The sequence below is a fragment of the Pseudomonas sp. S2_B07 genome (assembly GCF_054668435.1).
This window is the reverse complement of the sequence record NZ_CP162769.1, coordinates 4,318,232-4,341,913: the sequence shown is the minus strand read 5'-3', so window position 1 is coordinate 4,341,913 and position 23,682 is coordinate 4,318,232. Positions and strand designations below refer to the sequence as shown.

17 protein-coding genes are annotated in these 23,682 nt (G+C 56.2%); 7 read left to right on the top strand and 10 right to left on the bottom strand.

Annotated features, from left to right (window positions below; all coding sequences use genetic code 11):
- Positions 1 to 26: 26 nt before the first annotated feature.
- The 6 genes from AB4N43_RS19980 to AB4N43_RS19955 all read right to left on the bottom strand — a co-directional run bounded on the left by AB4N43_RS19980 (position 27) and on the right by AB4N43_RS19955 (position 9,486).
- Positions 27 to 1,088 carry a YCF48-related protein gene (locus AB4N43_RS19980; protein WP_460151851.1) on the bottom strand — a complete coding sequence of 354 codons (1,062 nt, stop codon included), beginning with the start codon at positions 1,086 to 1,088 and terminating at the stop codon, positions 27 to 29.
- Between the two features lie 76 nt (positions 1,089 to 1,164).
- Entirely contained in the window at positions 1,165 to 2,526 is a 1,362-nt protein-coding gene (locus tag AB4N43_RS19975; RefSeq protein WP_460151850.1) for a DUF1329 domain-containing protein, read from the bottom strand.
- Between the two features lie 33 nt (positions 2,527 to 2,559).
- The gene (locus AB4N43_RS19970) at positions 2,560 to 4,389 is read right to left on the bottom strand and encodes a DUF1302 domain-containing protein (protein WP_460151849.1); all 1,830 of its coding nucleotides are present in this window, start codon (positions 4,387 to 4,389) and stop codon (positions 2,560 to 2,562) included.
- A gap of 68 nt (positions 4,390 to 4,457) precedes the next feature.
- Positions 4,458 to 5,621 carry a thiolase C-terminal domain-containing protein gene (locus tag AB4N43_RS19965; RefSeq protein ID WP_460151848.1) on the bottom strand — a complete coding sequence of 388 codons (1,164 nt, stop codon included), beginning with the start codon at positions 5,619 to 5,621 and terminating at the stop codon, positions 4,458 to 4,460.
- Positions 5,622 to 5,783: 162 nt separating this feature from the next.
- The gene (locus AB4N43_RS19960; protein WP_460151847.1) at positions 5,784 to 8,450 is read right to left on the bottom strand and encodes a LuxR C-terminal-related transcriptional regulator; all 2,667 of its coding nucleotides are present in this window, start codon (positions 8,448 to 8,450) and stop codon (positions 5,784 to 5,786) included.
- A gap of 181 nt (positions 8,451 to 8,631) precedes the next feature.
- Positions 8,632 to 9,486: a helix-turn-helix domain-containing protein gene (locus tag AB4N43_RS19955; RefSeq protein ID WP_460151846.1), complete on the bottom strand. Its 855-nt coding sequence runs from the start codon at positions 9,484 to 9,486 to the stop codon at positions 8,632 to 8,634.
- Positions 9,487 to 9,647: 161 nt separating this feature from the next.
- Between AB4N43_RS19955 and AB4N43_RS19950 the strand changes: the two genes are divergently transcribed.
- The 7 genes from AB4N43_RS19950 (at position 9,648) to AB4N43_RS19920 (ending at position 17,466) form a co-directional block, all read left to right on the top strand.
- Positions 9,648 to 10,622 carry an NmrA family NAD(P)-binding protein gene (locus tag AB4N43_RS19950; RefSeq protein ID WP_460151845.1) on the top strand — a complete coding sequence of 325 codons (975 nt, stop codon included), beginning with the start codon at positions 9,648 to 9,650 and terminating at the stop codon, positions 10,620 to 10,622.
- Between the two features lie 60 nt (positions 10,623 to 10,682).
- The gene (locus tag AB4N43_RS19945) at positions 10,683 to 11,963 is read left to right on the top strand and encodes an acyl-CoA dehydrogenase family protein (protein WP_460151844.1); all 1,281 of its coding nucleotides are present in this window, start codon (positions 10,683 to 10,685) and stop codon (positions 11,961 to 11,963) included.
- Between the two features lie 40 nt (positions 11,964 to 12,003).
- Positions 12,004 to 13,134 (top strand): saccharopine dehydrogenase family protein, encoded by a 1,131-nt coding sequence (locus AB4N43_RS19940; protein WP_460151843.1) that lies wholly within the window; start codon positions 12,004 to 12,006, stop codon positions 13,132 to 13,134.
- Between the two features lie 21 nt (positions 13,135 to 13,155).
- Positions 13,156 to 14,712, top strand: coding sequence for a class I adenylate-forming enzyme family protein (locus AB4N43_RS19935; RefSeq protein WP_460151842.1), 1,557 nt, complete (start codon positions 13,156 to 13,158; stop codon positions 14,710 to 14,712).
- Between the two features lie 209 nt (positions 14,713 to 14,921).
- Positions 14,922 to 16,160 (top strand): thiolase family protein, encoded by a 1,239-nt coding sequence (locus tag AB4N43_RS19930; protein ID WP_460151841.1) that lies wholly within the window; start codon positions 14,922 to 14,924, stop codon positions 16,158 to 16,160.
- Positions 16,161 to 16,217: 57 nt separating this feature from the next.
- On the top strand, positions 16,218 to 17,012 hold the full coding sequence (locus AB4N43_RS19925; protein ID WP_082240446.1) for an SDR family NAD(P)-dependent oxidoreductase: 795 nt from the start codon (positions 16,218 to 16,220) through the stop codon (positions 17,010 to 17,012).
- Positions 17,013 to 17,076: 64 nt separating this feature from the next.
- On the top strand, positions 17,077 to 17,466 hold the full coding sequence (locus AB4N43_RS19920) for a hypothetical protein (protein ID WP_460151840.1): 390 nt from the start codon (positions 17,077 to 17,079) through the stop codon (positions 17,464 to 17,466).
- A gap of 964 nt (positions 17,467 to 18,430) precedes the next feature.
- On the opposite strand, the gene AB4N43_RS19915 is transcribed toward AB4N43_RS19920, so the two are convergent.
- From AB4N43_RS19915 to AB4N43_RS19900, 4 genes are read right to left on the bottom strand one after another with little or no spacing between them, the layout of a single operon-like run.
- Positions 18,431 to 18,841, bottom strand: coding sequence for a hypothetical protein (locus AB4N43_RS19915; protein ID WP_460151839.1), 411 nt, complete (start codon positions 18,839 to 18,841; stop codon positions 18,431 to 18,433).
- A gap of 3 nt (positions 18,842 to 18,844) precedes the next feature.
- Positions 18,845 to 20,812: a hypothetical protein gene (locus tag AB4N43_RS19910; protein WP_460151838.1), complete on the bottom strand. Its 1,968-nt coding sequence runs from the start codon at positions 20,810 to 20,812 to the stop codon at positions 18,845 to 18,847.
- Positions 20,809 to 22,371 carry a site-specific integrase gene (locus AB4N43_RS19905; protein WP_460151837.1) on the bottom strand — a complete coding sequence of 521 codons (1,563 nt, stop codon included), beginning with the start codon at positions 22,369 to 22,371 and terminating at the stop codon, positions 20,809 to 20,811. The genes AB4N43_RS19910 and AB4N43_RS19905 overlap by 4 nt, the downstream gene beginning before the upstream one ends.
- A complete protein-coding gene (locus AB4N43_RS19900; RefSeq protein WP_460151836.1) occupies positions 22,364 to 23,599 on the bottom strand; it encodes a tyrosine-type recombinase/integrase in 1,236 nt (411 codons plus the stop codon). The genes AB4N43_RS19905 and AB4N43_RS19900 overlap by 8 nt, the downstream gene beginning before the upstream one ends.
- Between the last annotated feature and the right edge of the window lie 83 nt (positions 23,600 to 23,682).

Below are 23,682 nucleotides of genomic sequence, written 5' to 3'. Positions count from 1 at the left end.
CTCTTTTTATTATGTGGGATGTGGGCTCATTCGAAGGGCAACTGGCGCAAGCCCCGTGCGCCCGCGACCACCATGACTGATGCGATGGCCTGCGCCGCAGCGGCGGGCCCCAGGCGGTCTTGTGGCTTTAGCGTGAAACTGGCGCCGTCGTCGGTGCTGACAAGCACATGCCCGGCCTGGCTGACCAGGATGATTCGGCCGTCGGCGGTGATCGTGCTCGCGGTGATGCTTGAGGACAGCCCCAGTTCAACCTTGTTCCAGTTCACGCCGTGATCGACGCTGCGATAAACATTGCCCCGCAGGCCATAAACGAGCACCGAGCCCGGCTTGCCGGTGATGCCGAAATAGCTGCCGCTGTAGGGCGTCGGGATGTTGATGAAGCGTTGCGTTGCCGGGTCCAGTTTCAATACCAGGCCTTGCTCGCCGACAATGAACAGATCATCGCCGATTGCTCGTATCCCGTAGAAATTCAGTGCGCCCGGATTGTCGGTGCGATCCATCAACGGAACCCAGCTCCGGCCGCCGTCTTCAGTGCGGAAAATCAGATTGAACGCGCCGACGATATAGCCGGTTTTATCATTGGCGAACCAAACGTCCAGAAAAGGTTTGTCAGCCCCTTCATCGACCATTCGTTGAGCCTCAGCCAATAACGCATCATCGGGCTGTTGCCCTTCTTGCCTCTGAAAATGTTCGAGCATGATCTGCCCCACCTGACGGCCATCGAGCTGACGCGTCCAGGTTTCACCCCTGTTGTCGCTGTGCAACACAATGCCGTCGTGCCCGACCGCCCACCCCTGCGTCGGGCTCGGAAAATGCACGGCCACCAGATCGGAACTCACCGGCACTTCTGCCTGGTGCCAGCGGACGCCGTTGTCATCGGAATAAAAAATATGGCCGCGTTGGCCCACGGCGACCAGGCGCTGACCTGCACGGGTCAACCCGGTGAACACCCCGCCAATCGCCTTGTCACTCTGAATCGCGGGGCTCGACAGTACGTCGACAAAGTCAGCGGCGACGACGGATCTGGTGAATGGGGCAGCCAGCGCCAAAATTAGCGCAGTGAGCGCAATCCATCTGAATGTATTCATAAGGTCTACTCGGCAAAAAAAGCCGCCGAACAGTGCGGTACACACTGTCGGCGACAAAAAACACCTGCGTTATGGCTCAGCGAATACCCGTGCCGGCCAATGACTCAGGTGCCCACTGCGCTTTCGAAAGCGGGTCGATGTACTTGACGCCGCCGTACGGCCCGTAGATGCCGGTGATGTTGTAGCTGCCAGAGACCAGGTCATAAATCATGTGGTTATCGGAATTCGGCGCCTGCACGTCGTAGCTGTATGCCATGTGTGCAAAGGACCCGCGGTACAGCTTGCCGCTGGCGTCATATTCATCCGAAGCCAGGGCGATCCAGCTGTCTTCGTCGAGGTAGAAGGTGCGCTTGCTGTAGATGTGGCGTTTGCCCGGTTTCAGCGTGGCTTCGACCACCCACACGCGGTGCAACTCCCAGCGCATCAGGTCCGGATTGACGTGATGCGGCGTGGTGATATCCGCAGCGACCTTGTGATAGTTCAACTTGTACGTGTTGTAAGGAACGATCATTTCCTTCTTGCCGACGAGTTTGAAGTCGTAACGGTCCATTGCGCCGTTGAATACCCAGGCATCGTCATAGGTCGAAGCACCGGCCGAGCCAGGGTTTGGCGTGTCGTAGGCGATATCCGGTGCGAGTTTCACGCGGCGCTGACCTGGCAGGTATTGCCAGCCACGACGCTCCATTTTCAGAGGGTTGACGGCATCCTGCACCAGGATGGCTTCGCCTGCGCGACGGGCCGGGGCCTGGTAGTAGAGTTTGGTCTTGAAGAACAGGTCCGTCTCTTTCGCCGGCTCCATACGCTTGGGATCGTACAGCGGGTATTCCAGATAGGCATTACCGGACGTGGCCAGAATTGCCCTCCCGGAACTGTCGACGTTCCAGGAGTCATATTTCAAATTGGTGGCGTAACCCTGATAACGCAGCAAGTGGTTCCACATGGCCTCATAGCCATCTTTCGGGATCGGGAACGGAACGCCCGGCAACGCGTTTTCCAGCGCTACCCCGCCTTCGAGTGTTTTGGTGCCGACGGCATTTTTTACGGTGTTGTCCAGCAACCGTTGAGGCAGCGCAACGCTGCGATGAGTCGGAAACACATCGACCCGGAACGTCGGATAACGCTTGAGCAGTTCTTGCGTGGTTGCGGTCAGTTTGTCGGTGTATTGACTGACGTTTTTGCCATCGACAACCACGCGTGGCTTGTCGGCCTCATAAGGGTCCGGACGGAACGAACTACCCGGTTGAAAACTGGCTGGCGCCGTGGTGAGACCGCCGGTGTAGGGCGGAATGGTGTTGTCGGCATTGCCGGTTTTTTCAGCGCCGACGCCTGTCAGGCTGTTGCCGAGTCTGGCTGCTTCATCGGGGGACACGGCTGCGTGTGCCGCACCCGCGATGGCAACGGTCAAGGCAGTGAACAAAAGCGTATAGACGAACTTCATGGAGTGACTCCTGCTATCAAGCAAAGACTTCGATCAAATGGTCGTTTTGAAGGTAAAAGTGACCATGCCCCGATCCTTGAGCTGAGGCTGAGTACCGCCGAAAGCAGTGGTCTGCCCCGGTACGCAGTTGTATTGGCCGTTGGCCCCTGGTGCGGCACCCTGGCCCTGTGCACCTGCACCACCGGCTGAGCCGCAGGTGTCGAACGGACCAAAGTTGTCCACGTACTTCAGGTCAAACCGGTACTGGTTGTGCACATCCATGCCAACGCCCACCGAGTAACTGCCGGAGTCCTTGTTACCCCCGAGCTGAACCGACGAGTTGCCCGCAAGGCCGACGCTGTAGTTGGCCGGCAGGTACATATCGATGCCGGGAAACACCTGATACCAGGTCGGGTTGAAGTTGACGCCCAGGACGTAGTTGTCCTTGGTGACCTTGTCGACACCGCGATACCAGTCTTCGCCTTTGAACAGCTGCTCGTTCTCGGTGACGTCCAGCCAGCGGCTGTAGGCGAGTTCAACCAGCAAGGTCGAACTGTCCCAGACCGGTGTCGCACCGAACGTGGTCAAGCCGTTGAGCACCGCGTGCACGGTGTTGCCTCGGGCCACACCGTTATCACCATCAAAGCTGCTGATGAAGCCAGGCAAACCGGCAGCACCGGCTACCGGATTGACCGTTGCCGGCACGCTGGCCAGCGGCATGTTGTGGCGATAGTTCAGGTCGAGACCGACGCTGACACCTTCGATGCTTTTCGACAGGCTGATGCCGTAGATATCGATGTCGTCAACATAGAACTGGTTGTAGCTGCCGGCATTGCCGGAGATCAGTTGCGCAGGGCCGACCGCCGTTGGCTGCAACACCAGGTTGGGCAGAATGTCGGAGGTTTTGCGGTAGTAGAAACCCAGCGTACCCTGCAGCCATTCCGGGCTCCACTTGGCCATCAGGCCAAAGTCACCCTGGTTGTCCGGGGTAAATGTATGCCCGTTGGACAGCCGTAAAAACTGGTTGGCACCCAGTGGGCCAGGTGTGCCGAACAGCGGGTTTCGGCCGCCGATCAACGACAGGTTGTGCCCGCCATTTTGAATGCCGTCGTTGAACCCCAGATAAGTACCCGACTCCGGCAACCGCGCGGCGTCCCAGTCCAGGAAGTACTGCGCGGCGAGGGTCAGTTCCGGGTTGACCGTGAGGCTGGTGGACAACTGATTACGCGGAATGAACAGTTCTTTGGCTTCTGTTCCCGGGACGGCCAGCGACTTGGAAATATCCAGACCGGACTGGCCATAACTGTTGCCATGGGCAAAGGCGAGGATGCTTTCGCCCCAGTAAACGGTGTGCTTGCCGAGCTTGCCGCTGAGCAGCGATTCATCGCCGACTTCAGTGCTGCCAAACACGAAGGCATCAAGGATTTCCGAAGAAGGACCGTTGTAATAGCGATCGGCGTAACCGCTTTGATGACGAGAGTCCGGCTTACCGTTGTTGAGCTGATTGGTCGAGGCGTTATCGCTGCCAATATCGTCGTAGGCGTGGTCGTACCAAGTGTTGGCGCTGACACGGAAACCGACTTTTTCTTTGTAAACCACGTCCAGTTCGGTCAGCACATCCAGTCGTTGAGAAACGGGACTGCCGGAGGAGAAGTTGCGATCCCCGTCATTGTTGTTCCACGAATTGGCCAACTTGCTGTTGGGGGCTTCCACGCGCTGGGCGTAGTTGAACTTCAGCGTGTTGTCGAAGCGAACCGCAAAGTCTTCATTCCCCGTGTTGATCTCCACAGCCCCTACGGGCGCGATGCCCAGGCCGGTGAGAATGGCGGAGGCCAACAACCCTTTGCGAAGGTTTGCATGGCAGATCTTATTATTTTTGTTCATCTAGCTTGCCACCTGCTCTATGGTTTACGAAAAGTCATGGGTTGAATCACGGCGTAGTGAGCCTCCTCTCAGGTGCGCTGCAAAAGGGTGACCGACACCGCCCTGCCCAGGGCGTTGCTATGTTGTAAAGCCGTGCGGGCACCAGCAATCTGCCTGCCGTCGGCCATGTCGCGCAGTTGCCAGACCAATTCGACCAGTTGTGCCAACCCGGTGGCACCCGGCGCGTGACCTCGTCCCAGCAAGCCACCCGATGGGCACACCGCATTCATCTGTCCTTTCAAGCGGTATCCTTGCTGCACGAATCGGTCGATTTCGTCTTCCCGGCAAAAGCCCAGCGCGGCGCTATTGATCATGAAGTCACCGACGCTTTGGTCGTGCAGTTCAGCCACGTCGATGTCTTCCGCACCGAGGCCCGCTTGCTGATAGGCCAGTTGCGCGACTCGCCGGGTGGTCGCCTGTCCGAGCACATCCAGCACGCAACCCGATTCCTGCTCTGAAGCACAGTCACTGCCCCTGACACTGGCCAGCACGGTGACGTCCGCCCGAGCGCCGAAGCGCAGGGCGAAGGCCGGGGTACAAAGCAGGATGGCCGCCGCACCGCAGGCGGCCGGACACAGATAAGGCGGGAGCCCGCCGTCGCGATCCGGCATGCGGTTCAATACGGCATAGGGATTGCGCCCAGCCTGAGCCCGTGCCCGCTCAAGCACTTGATCGAAGCTGCTTTGAGCAATGCCCATGCGTGTCAATAACCAGCGGGTCTGGGCCGCGAACAGCAGCGCCGGTTGTTGTCGACGCTCGATAAAGCCGATGGGGTTTTCATCCAGCCTGAGCATTGCCGACTCATCGTGAGCGTGATCTTTCAAACCGAAAAACTCACGATTGGAAACGCATGCCGGCATGCACTCGACACCCACCAACAGGACACATTCAGCCTGGCCGCACAGCAGACTATTGCGGGCCAGATGGAAAGCACTACTAGCCGATGTACAGCCATCGCCGAGGCTGAAAATCGGCACGCCCGAGTAGCCAATCTGCGACAACATCTGCTCGGCGATACCGACTTCACCGTGTACGCAGGAAGTAAACACTTGGTCGACCAGGTCAAAGTCGATCCGTGCGTCGGCCAGCGCCGCATGAATGGCTTGCCCCGCCAATGCCGCATGACTCTCAGAGCCACCCAGCGGTAGAAACGGCACCATTGCTGCACCGGCGATCAGCACTTTTACAGACATAGACCTGCTCCCACTCACCGATACGTTGGCGCTTTTGTGGGGTCAGACTATTGCGAAGTCGAAAAGCGTACCCCCCCATTGACTGGGGGGGCGATTGGAAATCGGATATGAGGGGGAATTGAAGGATGATCCGAACGGATCATCTCGGGTGGTGGCTTGGCATTAGCCCCCAGTCTCGAGAATTCCCAGCATGTATGCACGCGCTACTACATGCTGCCTGGTGCCGGCCTGGAATTTTCCAAACAGGTTTTTCAAGTGCCACTTCACGGTTTCCTCGCCGACATTCAGCGCCAAAGCGATTTGCTTGTTGGACAGGTTGCGAGCCAATAGCTGCAACACCTCGCGTTCCTTGGGCGTCAAGAGACGGCTTGGGGACACGCTCGATGGGGTGGATTCCGGTCGCGGAACAGGTGCGGGCGTGGAGGTCGTAGCAAGCAATGGGACCGTTTCACCCTGGAGCGTCCGCTCCCATTTGATGAGGTCCGGATGGGTGTCCTGCACCACACGCAACATACCGTTTTCTTGCGCGAGGCTGACAGCCTCCAGCAAATAGTCAGTACCGCCTTGTCCGGTCGCCCTGAGCGCCAGTGCCCTGAGCAGCTTGATCTGTACGATGTCTCGCCCACGACGCAGGTATTCGGCTGTTTCACTAACCTTGTCCAGCACCGCCAGCATCGCCTCCCAATCACGTTGGGCCAGTAAGGCATAAGCGTTGGCTACCCCTGCCAGCAAGTCCAGCTCCGGACCCAACAACCCTGCTCGCTCACGGGTAATAACTGGCGTGAAACAGTCCAGTCGTCGCCATAATGCCTGACAGGTATCACTGCGTCCCTGCAAGGCATGCAGGCGTATTTGTTCTCCCAGGGAGGCAATACAGAATCGTGGAATATTTCGCTCTTCTCCAAGGGCGAATAACGCCTCGAGCAGATCCTGCCCGCGATGCCCCTGCCCCTGGATTGAAGCCAGTCGAGCGGCGGCGAGAAAACCCTGCACAATGGCATCGGGGGACGCCAATCGCTCAACGATATCTAGCCTGTTCGCCAGTACCGTAGCGGACTCCTGAATTTCCCCCTGTTCCAGCAACACCGTCGCCAGAACGCTCGCTAACATGACCGCCACCGGACTTCGCCGACCGATGTCCCGTTCGGCATGCAACAGGCTGTCGTGCAACGCAGTGCGCGCCGACACCATTCGACCTTCGTATAAATAAGCTAGACCGACCACCCACTCGCCGTATCCGCGTATGGCATCAAGGCCAGGACTACCCGCATAAATCGCTGCTCTCTGAAAGATTCTCCGGGCTTTCTCCGGTTGTCCCTGCAACAGCGTCAGCCGGGCGATCTGGGTCGCGAAAATGGCTTGCACCTTGATTGAGAATGAAGGCAATCGATCGACCCAAGGAGTGATGAGTTCATGCGATTGATCCGGATGGTCCGCAAAGTAGGCGGCGGCGGCGGCGATGGCGGCCGCTTCACAACGTGTCGCCTCGTCGGCGGACGGATGCTGTTCAATAGCCGCAATCAATCGCGCCGCTTCTGCCTGACGCTCTCCCATTGCCAATGTCCAGGCCGCCGCCAGACAGATGCGCGGATGCGACAACACGTCAGCGGGGCCAAGCTCCTCGACCCACTCCAGCACCCGGCTGAACTGCCCTTGCAACATGACTTCGTACAGGCATTCGCCGATCAACATATAGGCCGGTTGGGGCATGCCGGCCAACAGATATTGCCGGGCGGCCTGCTCCAGGAATCCGTGTTGTTCCAGCCACACGGCGCCGCGCCGGTGATAACCCTGACGTTCCTCTAACGGCAAGTCGGCAAAACGGCCGAGCAGAAATTCCCGCGCCAATGGATGGATGCGCACCCAGTCACTGTCGATACTTTCAACAAAAATCGGTGTCGAGGCACACAACTCCTTCAGCAACTCACTCGAGCGAGCGTTGCCCGTCAGCGCCTCGCATAACAAGGGCTGGACCATTTCCAACAAGGCAATGCCGGTCAGAAAGCGCACCTGCTCCTCCCGAAGATGTGCGAGCAAACTGTCGACGAAATAACGCTCGATATCACCCAGACAAGTCGACAGCTCTTCGACTGCCGCACTTCGATTCGAGCTCTTCTCCAACGCCGAAATCGCTAATTGCAGGCCGAGCGGCCAGCCTTCGGTTATCTCGTGCAGCCGCACGCAGAGGTTGGCATCAACCCTTGCGCCGAAACGGTCATTGAGGATGGCGATCGCCTCTTCCACATTCAGACGTAGAGCCGCAGTCATGATCGTCGTGAAAAGCCCTCTTGCCGCGAGGTCCGTCACTTGCAGATTCAACCGTGTGCGAGAGGCCATGATAATGCGCAAATTGGCTGGCGCGTTGTGCAACAGGTACGTCAGGGAGTAACGGATCGTCAGCTCGGGCAGGGTATCCACTTCATCCAGAATCAATACGGTTTCGCTACCCAGATCGGCCACTTCCGCCAACCATTGCGTCAGCCCTTCCTGTTCGTCACGCCCCAGTCCCGCAATAGGCTCGAATACGCGGGCAAAGGACGGCCGACCGCTGCCAATGGCCATGGCAACTCCCAGCCCCTGGACAAAACGCGCACCATCATCCTGTGCATCCAGCGTCATCCAGGCCACCACGGCGCCGTGAGACAAACATTCACGGCGCCATTGGGTCAGCAGAAAGGTCTTGCCGAAGCCTGCCGGCGCTTGAACGGCGATCACCACTTTATCTGTCAGTTCCTGGGTATGAATACCCAGACGGCCTCGCATCCGTGCTGATTTCTGACTACGCGGCGGCGTCGTTTTGAGGATCAGTTGGGGCTCTATGCAGTCCATTGTTTCAGACCTGAGTGGTTGAGAGACGCTTAACCAAGGTACGTCTGAAGGTCCCTGGATACAGTTCCAAACGGTCGAACACTACCATGGAATAATCCGAGGGCTTGAACCCCGGTGCAATCCAACGCAGCCGCTTGCGTACTTTCGGTGCAGTGACCTGCTCGCCACGCCAAAGTATCCGTTACCTTCCAGCCAGGGCTCTGTATTCAGCCGGTGTACTGGCGTGCGCAACCTTAAACGCTGCAGTCAGGTGGCTCTGAGAGCTGAAACCACACTCCAGTGCCACATGCAAAATAGGTAGATCGGTCTGCATGAGCAGATCACGCGCATGTTCCAGTCGTACATTCATTACATAGCGATGGGGCGGCATACCCATGGCGCGCTGGAACAGCCGTCGAAAATGAGCCGGGCTGACACCCGCCTGGGCAGCCAGCGTGCTGATCGACAGTTCCTGCCCCAGATGCTCGCGAATGAAGACCAGTACCGTATGCAGGCGCGCCAGATGAATATGCGGCGGATAAATACCTCGGCTCGCGTCAACTCGTAGCGCACGATACACCTGCTCAAGCATGACCATGGCCAATCTTGCCATGAAGCCCTGATCAGCCCCTTTCCCAAGACTTAGCTCATCCATCAATTGCCGGGCCGCTGCACTCACCAAACCATCACTGACGGGCAATGGCGCCTGCGCGCCAGCGCATAGCTCACGCAATTGTCGAAACACTCCATCAATGCGATCGGGCAGATAAAAAACCGCGAAATCAATGCTGCCGGAATAGTGCCATTGAGTGGCACAACCTGCAGGCAACAGCATTGACAAGCGGGGCATTGAGGTTGAGCGCAATTCGCCCCCTGCCCCCTCATCCGCCCGCGAGCCACCGAACTGGGTCAACAGGGCCATAAAGTCAACGGGCGGGACGGATAGATCAGTCGTATGCAGGAAGTAGCGCTCCGCATACAAGGGGATTTCTCTGCACACCAAGCCGCCCAGCAAGGGTAATCCCAGCGTTTCATGGACCTGTTGTTGCGGATTCATGGGCATCTCGGGATGAGCATATTTTGACAAATATGACCGCTTTTCAGGTGAGTTGTCGATGTCTGGAAGAACAATAATCGGCCAAATATTGCGTCACTCGCCTTGATGCGAGGCAGGCACAACCGCTCCCCCGCATGACTGATCACAGCCTGGAGAACAGCATGAACAAGAAGACCGTCACTGTATTCGGCGCCACCGGGACTGCCGGCGTCGCTTGCGTCAATGAGTTCATTCGCCAGGGCCTGGTCAATATCAATGTACTGGCGCGCCGCTCCGGCCAGGTGGAACGATCATCGTCGGGCATCAACAAGAATGAGGCGCAAAAACAGCTGCAGTACGCCGAATGGGCGCGTCAGGGCGTGACCATCAAAGAGGTCGACGTCACCGTTACCGAAGCGCTGGTCCCGGCGCTGCGCGGCACCGACTACCTGGTGTCCTGCGTGCCGCTCTATGCCACCGAATCGCAGATGCCGCTGATCTTTGCCGCCAAGGAAGCGGGGGTCGAACGCTTCGTGCCATCCGAATACGGCGCGATATACGAGTTCGAGCAATTCTGGCAGACCGACACCACGCACCGCTTGATGGCCCGGCAGAAGGCGTTCATCCGCCGCATGATCGAACTGGCCGGCATGGACTACACCATCATTCCGGCCGGTGCCTGGATCGAGTACTACATGCTCGAGCCGGTGATGGTGATGGGTGATCCCGACGCCAAACTGGCCTGGTCGACCGGCGTGGATGTCGGCCGCATCATCCCGCATGTGCTGGCCCACCCGGCCTCGCGCAATGCGATTTGTCCGGTCGCGGCCACTGCCTGGTGTTCGTGGAACGAGCTGCTGGCCGCGCGCGAACAGGCAGTAGGTCGTCCGATCGAGCGTAATGAGTTGACGCCCGAGCAGTGGCGCGCAGCCTACGCGGCTTCCCGTCCCGGTGCCATCCAGACCCTGCTGGCGATCGGCGTCGCCATGGTCGATACCCCAGCGGGCATGTCGCTGTGCGGCCACTGGAACAAGACCTTCCTCCCCGAGTTCAAGGGTACGCCGCTGCAAGAGCTGTTCGTCGACACCGTAGAGCCTTTCGTCGAGGCCACGCGCACCACGTTGATCGCCGCCGGCGAATTGCCGGCCGACGCCTGATGCGTCTCGACGCCTAGAGCGCAAGCCATAAAAAAACCGAGTGATATGACGAGGCCCATCATGAAACTAAGTAACCGGATCAACCTGCCTGACATTTCAATAACCGGCTTTGAAACACCCCTGAACGAGGTCGAGCGCGGCATCCAGGACAGCGTGCATCGCTTTGCCAAGGACTTCATGCGTCCCCTCGGCCAGGAACTCGACAAAATGACCGCAGAGCAGGCGGTCGCCCCCGGCTCGCCGTACTACAGCATCTTCAGCGAAGCCGCCAAGTTGGGCCTGGATTCCGATCTGCTGGCCGAACTGCCGCCGGAAACGGCTGTACGCGTCGAGTCTATGATCGGCGAGGAAATGGGCTGGGGCGATGCCGGTCTGGCGGTTTCCTTGGGCGTCAGCACCTTCCCGAACGAGATGGCCAAAGCCGTAGGGAAGCAGGAGCTGATCGATCTGAGTGCCGGGAAAATCGGCTGCTGGATGATTACCCATCCGGACAAGGGCACTGACGTCAGCGCCTTCGACTTGCAGCGCGACTGGGTGCCGGGACAGTTAGGCAACAAGGGCAATCTCTTCGCCAAGGTCGGCGAGCACGAGATCGTCATTAACGGCCAGTGCTCGGCCTGGGTGTCCAACGGCGCAGTGGCCCAGGTGGCTCTGGCCTACATGACCGCCGACTATGGCAACGGCTTCTACGATGCCAATGGCTTGCCCTATGGCATCTCTGTAATCGTACCCCTGGACTTGCCCGGTGTCAGCAGGGGCAAGCCGCTGGAGAAGATCGGTCAGCGCGCCCTGCCCCAGGGCGAAGTGTATTTCGACAACGTGCGGATTCCCAAGCGCTTCGCCGTTGCCCTGCAGGACGAGTACTACGGCAACGTCGTTTCGACCTGGTCGTTCGCTGGCACCCACATGGCGCAATGGTTCACCGGCGTGGCACGTTCCGCCTTCGAACTGGCCCTGGCCTACTGCCATGAGCGCAAGCAGGGTGGCCAACTGCTGATCAACCACCAGCTTACCCGCTACCGCATCGGCGACATGATGCGTCGTGTTGAGCTTTGTCGGGCTGTCGCCCGCCGCTCCTTGGCCTATGCGCGCCTGTCCCCGCAGGGGCACCCCTGTGCCACGGCTTCCAGCAAGGTCACCGTGACCGAAGAGGCCATGCGCGTGGTAAGCGATGCCATGCAACTGTTCGGCGGCAACGGCCTGACCCGCGAGTACCCCATGGAGAAATTGTTCCGTGATGCCCGCGCCGCTCTGATCGAGGATGGCGAAAACATGATGCTCACCACCCGCCTTGGCTTCCTTGTACAGGAGCTCTACGAAGACGGCTGGCCCCAGTACTGATCCCAAATCCAACTAACAATAAACTTTGGAGACAATAGAAATGGCTAAGTATCCCGTAGTTGTCTATGGCGCCAGTGGCTACACCGGCATGCTGACCATGGACTGGCTGATCGACCAGAACATCCCCTTCACCGCTGTTGCGCGCAATGCCCAGCGCGCGCAGGAAATGATGGCGCAACGTGTGGTACGCCTGGAGTCCGCGACCTATGAAATCATCGAGTCCGAGCACAACGTTGAATCGCTGAGCGCCGCCTTCAAGGGGGCCAAAGTGGTCTGCAACACCGTTGGCCCCTTCGTCAACTTCGGTCTGACCACCGTCGAGGCCGCGCTCAATGCTGGCTGCCACCACATAGATACCACCGGCGAGCAAAGCTACGTCCGTCAGGTTCGCGAGCAATTTGGCGAGCTCTATCGTCAGGCTGGCCTGCTGGTTTCGCCATCGCTGTCCTACATGTTCAGCTTCTCCGAGATCGCCGCCGAACTGGCGCTGGAAACCCCCGGCATCGACGTGCTGGAAACCGCCGCCCTGTGCCGCGGCCCGCGTGATGTCGCCGGGGTCAGCCTGGGCTCGGCGGCCTCGATTTTCGAATTGTTTCACCGGGAGCAGTTCTACCTGTGGGAAAACAAGCTGGTACAACACCCCGCCACCGCTTCGTTCAACATTGTCGACCCCAACTTCATGCAGCCGGTTTTCTGCCTGCCTTGGGGAGGAACCTCGCTGCCGATTTACTTCGAGCATGATCCGCGCGTGCGCGCCTGCACCTCCGCGGTCGGTTTCTACGACAACAATGTGATGCCGATGGTGCATGGCCTGAGCCAGAAGTGGGAAGCGGAATACAAGCACTTGTCCAAGGAGCAGCAGGACGCGGTGGTGAAGAGCCTGGTAGAGGCCACCACGCCAAGCATGCCGCCCCGCGAACGCACCACCTTGCAACGCAGCGTCGACATCGCCATCGGCCGCGGTCACCTGGCCGCCGTGCGCGCTACCGTGCATGGCGTCACCCCCTATATTTCCACCGGTGCCCTACAGGCCGCGGCGGCGATCAGGCTGCTCGACAACGACACCAACAAGGTCGGCTTCGCTTCCGGTTCCAAGGCTTTTGGACACCGCTATCTGCTCGGTTTCCTGGAAGAGCGCGGCCTGGCCCGTGCCACCGTTACCAAACTCTGATTACCGGCACAGGAACCACTTATGGCCATCATCGACTTTTACGATCGCGGCTGGGGCATCAACCCAGCCGGGGTTGCCTACATCCAGGGCGAGCGCGCTTACACCTTCAACGAAATCGGCGAGCTCTCGTGTCGCATCGCCAACAAGTTGCTCGCACTGGGCTTGCCGAAGGAAACCAAGGGTGCCGTCTGGTCAGGTAACGACGTCATCGCCTGGGCCTGCACACTGGGTCTATGGCGCGCCAACATGACCTGGATTCCAGTCAATGCGCGCAACTCGAGCGAAGAGAATCACTACATCCTCGACGCATTCGACTGCGAGGTAATGTTCTACCAGAACGATTTCGCGCAAATCATCACCGAGCTACGGTCCAGGCTGCCTAAGATCAAGCACTGGATCTGTATCGATGCCGACGCTGTCGATGCACCTTCGTTGGAACTATGGAGTGCCGGCCAGCCGGCGAGCCGTCCCGAAGTCGCCTATGACATGGACGACGTGGTGGCGGTCTCACCCACTGGTGGAACAACGGGCACGCCAAAGGGCGTGATGAACACCCACCGCAGCGTGCAGACGTTCATCGCCCACTTCATGCTGACCTGTGCTTATCGCAATGGTGAAAAGCCGGTGAATATGGCCGCCGCACCGATGACCCACACTGCCGGCCTGTTGTCCGTACCCTGCACGGCGCAAGGTGGCACTGTAGTGGTCATTACCAAACCCGATCCGGCATTGATGTTGAACACCATTGCGCAGCACAGGGTCAGCGAGCTCTTTCTGCCGCCAACGGTGATCTACAGGCTGTTGGAAATTCCCGGTATCGAGACGCTGGATTTCTCCTCGGTGAAGTACCTGATGTACGGCGCGGCTCCCATGTCGGTAGACAAGCTGAAGAAAGCTATCGATATTTTCGGCCCGGTCATGACCGGCGGCTATGGTCAGACCGAAGCACCGGCCAGCATCGCCAACTTTCGTCCCGACGAACATCTGGTGGGTGACCAATTCGCCGACGACGAACGCCTGTCCTCGGTCGGCCGCCCTAACCCGCTGGTGCGCGTCGAAGTGATGAGCGACACCCACCAGATCCTGCCGCGCGGTGAAACCGGTGAAATATGCGTGCGCGGCGACCTGATCATGAAGGGTTACTACAAGCAGCCGGAGAAGACCGCCGAAACCATCGTCGACGGTTGGCTGCATACCGGCGACATCGGCCATATCGATACCGAAGGCTATCTGCACCTCACCGATCGCAAAAAGGACATGATCATTTCCGGCGGCTTCAACGTCTATCCCAGCCAGGTCGAGCAAGTGCTGTGGGGACATCCGGCCGTTCAGGACTGCGCCGTGATTGGCGTACCCGATGAAAAATGGGGCGAGGCCGTCAAGGCCGTGGTCGAGCTCAACCCAGGCCAGGAAACCACCGAGCAGGAGCTTATCGAGCTGTGCAAGGCCAGGCTGGGCAGCGTGATGGCACCGAAGTCTGTCGACTTCACTACCACCCTGCCACGTAGTCCGGTGGGCAAGGTGCTGAAAAAAGAACTGCGTCAGCCGTATTGGAAAAACTCGACCCGCAAGATCTGACACAACCGCAGATCTCAGGCCCGTCGAACGACCCGATCGGGAAAAAAATCGAGTCGATCTCAACCTCGGCCTGCACGTGGCCGAGATACGCCTGCCTGAACCTGGTAACGACCAGCAACTTCAGTAAGCCGCTGCCCAGGCGCACCCAACGTCAACCACTCCGTGGGGTGCGAATTGGACACTGACCCACTGAATATAAGGACCGTTCAATGAGCAATATCTATATCGCCGGCATCGCCATGACCGTCTTCGGTCGACACATTGAACGCAGCCTCGACGACTTGGCACGTGAGGCTTTCCAGGGCGCATTGAAGGACGCCCACTGCACTGCCGCCGATCTCGATATCGCTTTTTATGCAGGCATGACCAATGGCCCATTGCAAGGTCAGCTCTCGATCCCAGGTCAGGTCGTGTTCAGCAAGATCGGTATTGAAGGCATTCCTATCTATAACATCGAGAATGCCTGCGCTTCGGGTAGCTCAGCCTTCAATTTGGCCGTGCAAAGTCTCAAAGCCGGTACAGCCAGTATCGCGCTGGCGTTGGGTGCGGAAAAGATGAACATCCCGGATAAACTGAAGGCCCTCTCGCTGTTCGAGGCTGGTTGGGACGTCTCTCGCGCCAAAGAGAATTATCAGACGCTGGTAAAAATGGGCGAAGGTGTAGTGCCGCCCGCCGGGTCGGAATCGGACAAGCCTTACAGTAAGTTCATGGCCATCTACGCCGCATTGTGCCGCCAGCATATGAAAACCTACGGCACCACGCAGCGGCAGATCGCAGCGGTGTCGGCAAAAAACCACACTCACTCGGTCCATAACCCCTACTCGCAATTTCGCAAAGCCTTCGGTATCGACGAAATCCTTGCCGCCCCTCCGATCACCTACCCGCTCACCCTACCAATGTGCGCGCCGCTGTCGGACGGCGCAGCAGCAGCCATCCTTTGCACCGAGGAAGGACTCGCACGCATCGGTGCAGACAGAAGCCGCTGCATCAAGATAGCGGCCAGCGTCATCCGTAGCTTTAGCCATCGCCGGCTCGATCAGCCGGAACTGAACGTCGGTCACCTGACAGCTAACCAAGCCTATGAACAGGCGGGCCTGGGGCCGCAAGACATGCATGTCGCCGAAGTCCATGACGCCTCGGCGATGGGCGAAATCATTCAGGTCGAAAACTTGGGCCTGGTCCCGTTCGGTCAGGGCGGACCTGCGGCTGAACGTGGCGAATTCACGCTGGGCGGGCGCATCCCGGTCAATACCTCAGGTGGCCTGGAATCGAAAGGCCATCCACTCGGCGCTACCGGGATCGGACAACTCTACGAACTTGTGACGCAACTGCGCGGAGAGGCTGGCGCACGCCAGGTATATGGCGCACGCCATGCAATCCAGGAGAACGGCGGCGGTTTGCAGGGTATTGAGGAGGCAGCCGTCGCGATCCACATTCTCAGCAAATAGTTCTTGTCAGAAAAATCTGTAGTGGCCAAACCAATCAAAACAAGAAGGATAAAAAACATGTTCCAAAACAAAGTAGTCGTCATCACCGGCGCAGGATCAGGCATTGGTCGGGAGTTGGCTATCCAGATGGTTGAAGCTGGCGCGCATGTCGCCCTGTCGGACATCAACCAGGTTGGTCTCGACAAAACCATGAAGCTATTGCCTGACGCCAGCAAAGCGAAAGGTTACCTCCTGGACGTATCGTCCTGGGACGCCTTCCAGGCCCATGCCGACGAGGTAAAGCGAGATTTTGGCACGGCGCACTTCGTCATCAATAACGCAGGTGCCGCAGTCATAGGGACGGTTGCCAACACCTCCATCGATGAGTACGAGTGGCAACTCGGTATCAACCTGTGGGGCGTTTTGTACGGTACCAAAGCGTTCCTGCCGATGATGCAGGCCCAGCGGGAAGGCTGCATCGTCAACATTTCCAGCGTATTTGGCCTGGTAGGTTTCCCGATGCAAAGCGCTTACAACATGTCGAAGTTCGCCGTGCGTGGTCTGACCGAAGCACTATGGTCGGAACTTGAGGGCAGCGGCGTGCGCGCCGTGTGTGTGCACCCTGGCGGAATCAAAACCAATATTGAAAAGGCCGGACGACGCTGTAAAGCTGCCGGTAGTACAGAAGAAAAGTTCAAAGCGCTTGCCGACAAGATGCTACTGACGCCAGCGGCGGATTGTGCCGGCGACATCATCAAAGGGCTGCGCAAAGGAACCAAACGCATTATCACAGGGAACAAGTCGAGCACCTTGTTCTGGATAAGCAGGCTATTTCCGAATAGTTATCCGGCATTACTAAAGCTGCTTGGCTGAGACCCAAAAATTACAAGATATCTCTGTGTGATGCGAGGCATCACCTCCTATCAGGAACAATCTCATGACCGACAGCTATACCCGCAAGCTTTTTATTTCTGCCGCTTGTTTCAACGTACTTGCGGGTCTTCCATTACTCGTAGCTTTGCGACCCGTAGCTGCAATGTTGGGACTGCAAATTACCCCTACCTCAACCCTATTCATTCAACTCACCACGTGCTTAGTTATCATATTCGGCTGGGCCTATTGGATGATCGCTCGCGATCCGCTGCAGTATCGTCCCTATATCCTACTCGGGGTAATCCTAAAAATACTCTTTGTTGTAGTAGTTTATGGCCACTGGCTGGCGGGCAACATAAACTGGCCATTGCCAGTAGTGGCATCGGGTGACATCGTCTATACAATACTGTTCTGGCGTTATTTCCAGCGTGCTGAGCGTTGCACTACGTTGTGAAAAGAACGCACCGATAAGCAAGTGACCGAAAAGCAGCTTCCTTTTATGTAGGTGGCTGCGAGATTCGAGAGCAATCACAGCTTTAAAGCCCTACACCGAGCGTCAGGAGCGGCGAGTTTAGGATTAGGATCGGTGTTACTAGTCAAAGGTAAGCGAACGACCAACACGCCTGCCGAACTCCAAAATTAAGGGCAATCGCGTCCGCCTTTTTTAAGGCGGACGCGATTGTCCTTAATGCGCCAGCGAAGCTCTTACCCTAAACAGATTAAAGCCCAGGTAATTCAGGAATGCCTGCATTCAAGCGCAACCATCTCCAGTATCGCCATCAGCCACGGGCGTCGACGCCCAACCTTACTCGTAAGTGGATGTCGCTTTGACACACGAAAACCTTTTGTCCATCTCCTCCGAAATAGGTGAGGATTCCACCGAGAGAGAGAGTTCGCAGTGGATTTGGTACCGTCCACGACCTTGCAGGATATTCCGAGCTGACCGCTAGAAGTGGCGAACAAGATCTTTGGAGGGTTTGGCGGAACTCCTGCAAAAATGTATCGTCACCAAAACCGTAACTATACGGTTCAATTGCCCCTGATTTGGCACTTCAGTTTGGGTCCAAAACGTCGAATTTGGAGATATGAGTAAAGGTCTCGGACGCGAAGGCTTGGTTCCATCGACCCTTGACGTTGAGATCCAAAGCTCCGCCAGCGAATAGAGACTTTCGTAGATCTGGCGCTTGCCCCTCTTCCTCCCAGCGCACCGTTCCGTTTACATCGAGACGTTGTACAACTCGAAGCTCGTCATGGTTTTCACAATCATCTGTCACCGGTAGAGTTTGAAAAGCGTTACGCAATGAGCTTGCAAAGTGTCTAGAAAATCCGGGGGGATTAAGATCGCCGAAAATTCGGGATGCGATCCTGCAAAACTTTTGCCGTAATTAATCGTAAAACTCGTGCCGCTCATACGCACGTCACTCTTTCGTTCGTTCGCGATCAATTTTGGGTAATGGAATCGTTAACTCGCCTTCCGTCATTCCTTTCTTGTAGGCGTTGTACTGGAGCAACGTCAGATACTCCAGCAAAGCGGAATTTTGTAGTTGCAAGTCAGAAATTTTGCTTTCAAGGTTTCGAATTCTACTTGCCGCAACTGTCAGACTCGATGGCTTCGCAATTAAAGGCTCCGAATTCTTGAGCTTGGCCTTCTTTGCAGTGTAGGCGTTCACTATTTCTGTATGGCCATTCAACGACTGCCGTGTCGGTCGCTTACCCACTACACCAGCAACCGCATCACATACTTCCTCCCATGTGATCTTGGCGTCTTCCCAGCCATATATAATATTTACGATTGCCGCCACATCAAACTTTGTCAAATGTTTGGCCATTCTTCATTTATCCAATGGGTCCGTCCCAATCCGATGAAAAACCCTAGTCAACTGACTAAAATCAGCCCCGCGCAATTTTATGAGTGCGCCGTTAGCGATTTCAGGGTCTTCCATCAACGCTAACAAGCTTTTGACCCTTTGTATCGTATTGACATGATGAGTAACCCACTTATCCGCACCGTACTCTCCTAGGCTTTCTCCTTCCAAGGCCAAGGCTAAAACTCGCTCAAGCTTGTCCAAACGGATCGCCAGACGCTCTCGATTACGCTCGTGGCCTTTGATACAAATCTGTTCTGTACAATTGATACAGTCGCGAAATTTCGTGCAGGGACTGATAATAAAATTATGAACACAGTAGCCAAACTCTGTGATATGCGCGGCGCCATCCCTATAAATCAGTGCATCATCACTATCAATCGGCATCCGCACTTCATGGAGCAGTCCATTGGAGCTCGCATCTTGCCCCAATGTCCTTAGCATTCGTAGCTTTTCAAACACTTCCGCGTCACTGACGTGATTGTAAACTTGATTGCTACGGATATTCGCTCGACCAGACCACTTGGCCAGTGCAAAATTGCTTAGTCCGCCCCGCTGCGCAATCGTGTTCAATAGGTGCCTAGGTTGATGGGTAGTCAGTTTGTAAGGCTCACCAGATGGATGATGGTAGCCATAACGCTCAAACACGCTTCGATGGTATTCGACATTCCGTCGAGGCCCTAAATCTTGCCACAAGGTACTAACAGTCGCTTTCTGAAGTATGACCGGACTGGTCAATCTTCTGGCGTGGAGTTGATTGTCCAGAATCGAGAAAATGCAGTTAGAGTATTTCACACCCTTGGCCTTATCAAACCATGGAAAATCCGGAGGCAATTTAGTAAGCAAATATTCACACAAAGTTTTTAACGAATAGGCGCCGTCTTTTGTACTCAACTTTCGCCCACATGCGAATCGGCCAGCCCCCAGACGATCGATAAACTTGTAGCCAAGAGCTTCCGTTAGCTCATATAAAATCAGTGGTTTATCATCCTCTACGTCAGGACACATTTCATGTCTGTAAAATTCGTAAGGGTGTTCTTCTAGCCATAATGCGAGCTCCCGCGCGCGCCTACTTAACGCAAGCATCCTTTTGAACGCCGCTTTAGCGATATTCACCATCGAGGACGGGATCCATTTGATATCGCCAGCAAAGTTCTTACTGGAATAAAATCGCCAGCCATATCTTAGAATTCCCTCTTGATCCTCCTCCTCGACTTCAGCATCCGCTCGAAGGGCGAGAATCTCGTTGGCCCGCGATGGTGCGCACATTAGAAGAGCAAACGCTGAAGTCGTGAATACATCTTTGGGCTCAGTCGGGTCGCTAGCAAATATCTCAGCAATTGCGTCCAGCTCCTTCTCACCTGGCAGTTTTTTGGAGCGAGACTCTTCGCCCTCGCGACTGGTTGAATTTAACAGGTCCACTGGCCGTGGTAGGGGGCTCACCCAATCCTTGATATTTTGCCCACACATAAAGTTACTGCTCAAAAACTCCGCCAGTTGCATCAAATAAAGACCGGTTCCATAAGCGAAATCACGAGAATAGTGATCCTGCGCTACCTGAGCGGCTTCATCCAGGTCGCCGATCGTGCAGAGGTGGATGCTGCCGGAACCGTGCGCCGTTACGATCGCCGCCTCCAATGAGCGGAACATGCTCCCCAGCTGCCCAGCATGTGCTCGCGGATCCACTGCTTTGCGGTGAAGGATGTAGGCTTTCGCAAAGCTCATGAAGTTGATGTCCATGATCATTTGCGGTGGAATCCGAGTGCTTTTGCATCCAAGTTTGGAAAAGCCTAGACCCGGCCAACGAACCGCATCCCATTCCGCCTCAGTTCCCACGAAGCATCTTTTCATATGGACGATGAAGTTTCGGACGTTGACCGAGGCGGTCCTATCCCTACGCGAAACAAACGGAATGACGCGCGCGGTGTCGATCATATGGCCCCCGGATCGGACGAAAGCGAATCCGGCGCCTTGCGTGCCTTGCAAGCTTCGACGACCTGGGTTACAGCGAGGATGCTGCGGTCCAGCACCGAAGCGACGGTCAAATCCTGGGTGACGTCAATCAAGCGTATTCGGTCCGCCAGTAGCTCGGAGAGTACCTCTTGGTGGGGTCCGTCCAACCAAGGCTGAAAATGAACGCAGGTGTAACAAGGAATCGGTACATTGGCGGCACAGAACGCAAAGCAGCCACAGGTACCTGTGCCGCGTCCGCTGACCGAACGGATATCGCTATCTGGATCAGTGCCTCGGACTGCCGCCGCTTTTGACGTGACGATCACCCCAGCAAATGCCTGGGCAAAGGGTGCAAGCTGAGAAGCCACCGCCTGGTCGATGCGTGCCGCGTGCTCTGGAACATTCTGGATATACACACCAACGTTCTGGGTATCCGAATGGTCGAGTAACTCGGCGATGACCATCGGGCCGTACCCTTCGCGTGCCGCCCTCGTACCGATGGTATATCTGAAACGCACTGCTGATAAACTAAGCATTTGACCGGTTCGTTCAGACATCAAACCGATTTCTTCGGTTACCTGTTGTAAAATCCTGGTCACCCTATTGCTTGGAAGATGAAGCTGATCGTTCTTTGTGGCGGCAAGAAACTCCGCTTCATTCTCAATTCGCTTTATAGCCTTCCAGCTAGGAAATAGGGGCAGTTGCTTAAGAAGGTTCTCATTAAGCTTGAAAGGCCAACACGCTGATGCCGTCGCGATGACATAGGCTGCTTGAGCCTTCAGAATTTTAAATAATTCCTCCGTGAGTGCCCGCCGACGAAAACGAAGCCGAAACCATTGACCGGGTTGTTTGCCGCGGGGCATTAAAATAGAGTAAAACTGCTCGCCCTGTTCATTCACGGAGTCGGCGAGGTCCACTAACCGGGTGTTGGTGATTTGCACAGGACGACTGCCGGTATGGCTCGTTAGCATCGACAGCGCTAGTTCAGTGATGCTGACGCTGCCCATTTCGTAGGCTTGAACGAGGCTATCGTTAAACCCAAGCAATTCAATATCCGACAGTGGTCCTTTTTCATTGTCGAGTTGTTTGACCGCCTCGCCTTTACGGTTTCCTCGAATTACAAGCTCACCTAAAAAAACAACTAATTCTGAGTCCAGCCCTGGATAACCTAAGCGGTGCCATTGTTTGATCAACACTCTTATCGCTGCGAGGTACCATTCATGAGCCGGGTCGAGGGTTTGACGATATTTCGCAATAAGCGTAGGAGTAACTGCCTCACCACCGCTATATTTTAGCAGCGCATGATATCGGTCAAATAAATTTGAAGTATGTGCAGCTGACATATTTACTGAAAAAAATTTTAAGGTACGACGTAACCCTTCAAAAGATTCTGGCGAAAGAAGATGGCTGACCTGCTCAATGTTCAAGGCAATATTTCGATTAAGGCTCCAGCGATCGCCATCAAACGTACAACTGTATCCGTCAAAGGAGGTAAAAAGCTCGATAGCTTGGGGGGCTAAGCCGATCTGAAAATCATTCATTGCGCTCTCCCTTTTTTGACCGGGCTTTACGCTGGAGGGCGAGTCCCGCCTCGTCAGCTTTGGCCTGGATAAATCGCCTGTTGTAGATAGCGGCAGTTCCCGACCCCTCTATCCACCCCATCCAGCGTGACCTTATTTGCTCTTGTTCTTCCGGTGAGGGCGGGTTCGGCAGTTCATCCATTTCCTTAGAAAATGAATGATTCCACATATGGCGAAGGCGATGTCCTGTTACCGCTCGAAGTTCAGCGACTGATGACTGCAAGACGTCCCATATCTTTTGATAAGCAGAAATGGACAGCGGTTGACCAACTGTCGGCCCATTTTTATGGGTCACAAACAAATAAGGGCATCGATTGGCATTGCGCACCGCACGTCTTTGCACCATGATGTACCTGTGGATTTCAGCCATCAAACTGTCCGTCACCGGCAACTTCCGCTCAAGAGTTTTCACTAAAGGCTGGTATTTTCGGGGGTCGTCCACCTGATCCGCCCGGCGGGCGATGAGCAATGTGTTATTAGAGAAGTTGCAGTCGGAAACCCTGATATTCAGCAGCTCGCCACCTCTGATGCCCAATTCCATTTCAATCAGCACCATCAGCCGGTTTCGCACTTGCACGTCATCACCAAATGGGTTGTTGAGTGCATCTACTTCGAGACACTGCGCGAGCAACGCCTGTTCTCGCTCGCTCAAGGCACGGTCTATTAACTGTTGATTTCGTGCCTTATGAATGGGACGCAACGCCAAGATTTGCTCACCCAGTTGACTGAGCGCCTCAGGCTCGGGACTTAGGTGGTCGAAAAAGCGCCTGCCAAACCAGACGATGTATCGTTTAGCGGTGGTCAGACGGGAATAGAGAACGTCCTTGTGAACGACACCGCGCGAGGCCAATAACTCTTCGACCGTAAACATCTGTGGATCGACGGTGCAGCGCTCCCATTCTCGGAATCGATAGGAGAGGAAATCTCGTAAGCTGTCGACCTCGTATGGGTGAAGGAATGCCTTCGATTGGCACCGTTCTACAAGGTCAATGTTTCGTACCGCGAAAAACCGATACAGGAAGGTCAGGTGCCCCGCCGCAGCGACCATCGACGCATAGGAAGCGCTGGCATTACGCACCTGGGTAGTGATGAACAGATTAGAAGCGTAGTGCGGGATCCGTGTGCACTCATCAATCAGTACCACATAACGCTCACCCGACTTCATCACGAACCGTTGAGCACGCAGCATGGCCCACCTTCAAAATTTACATTTTGGTCTAGGTAGCTAAGTTCCTCTTTATCCAGCTGTCAACGCGTTAGCAGATGTAATAA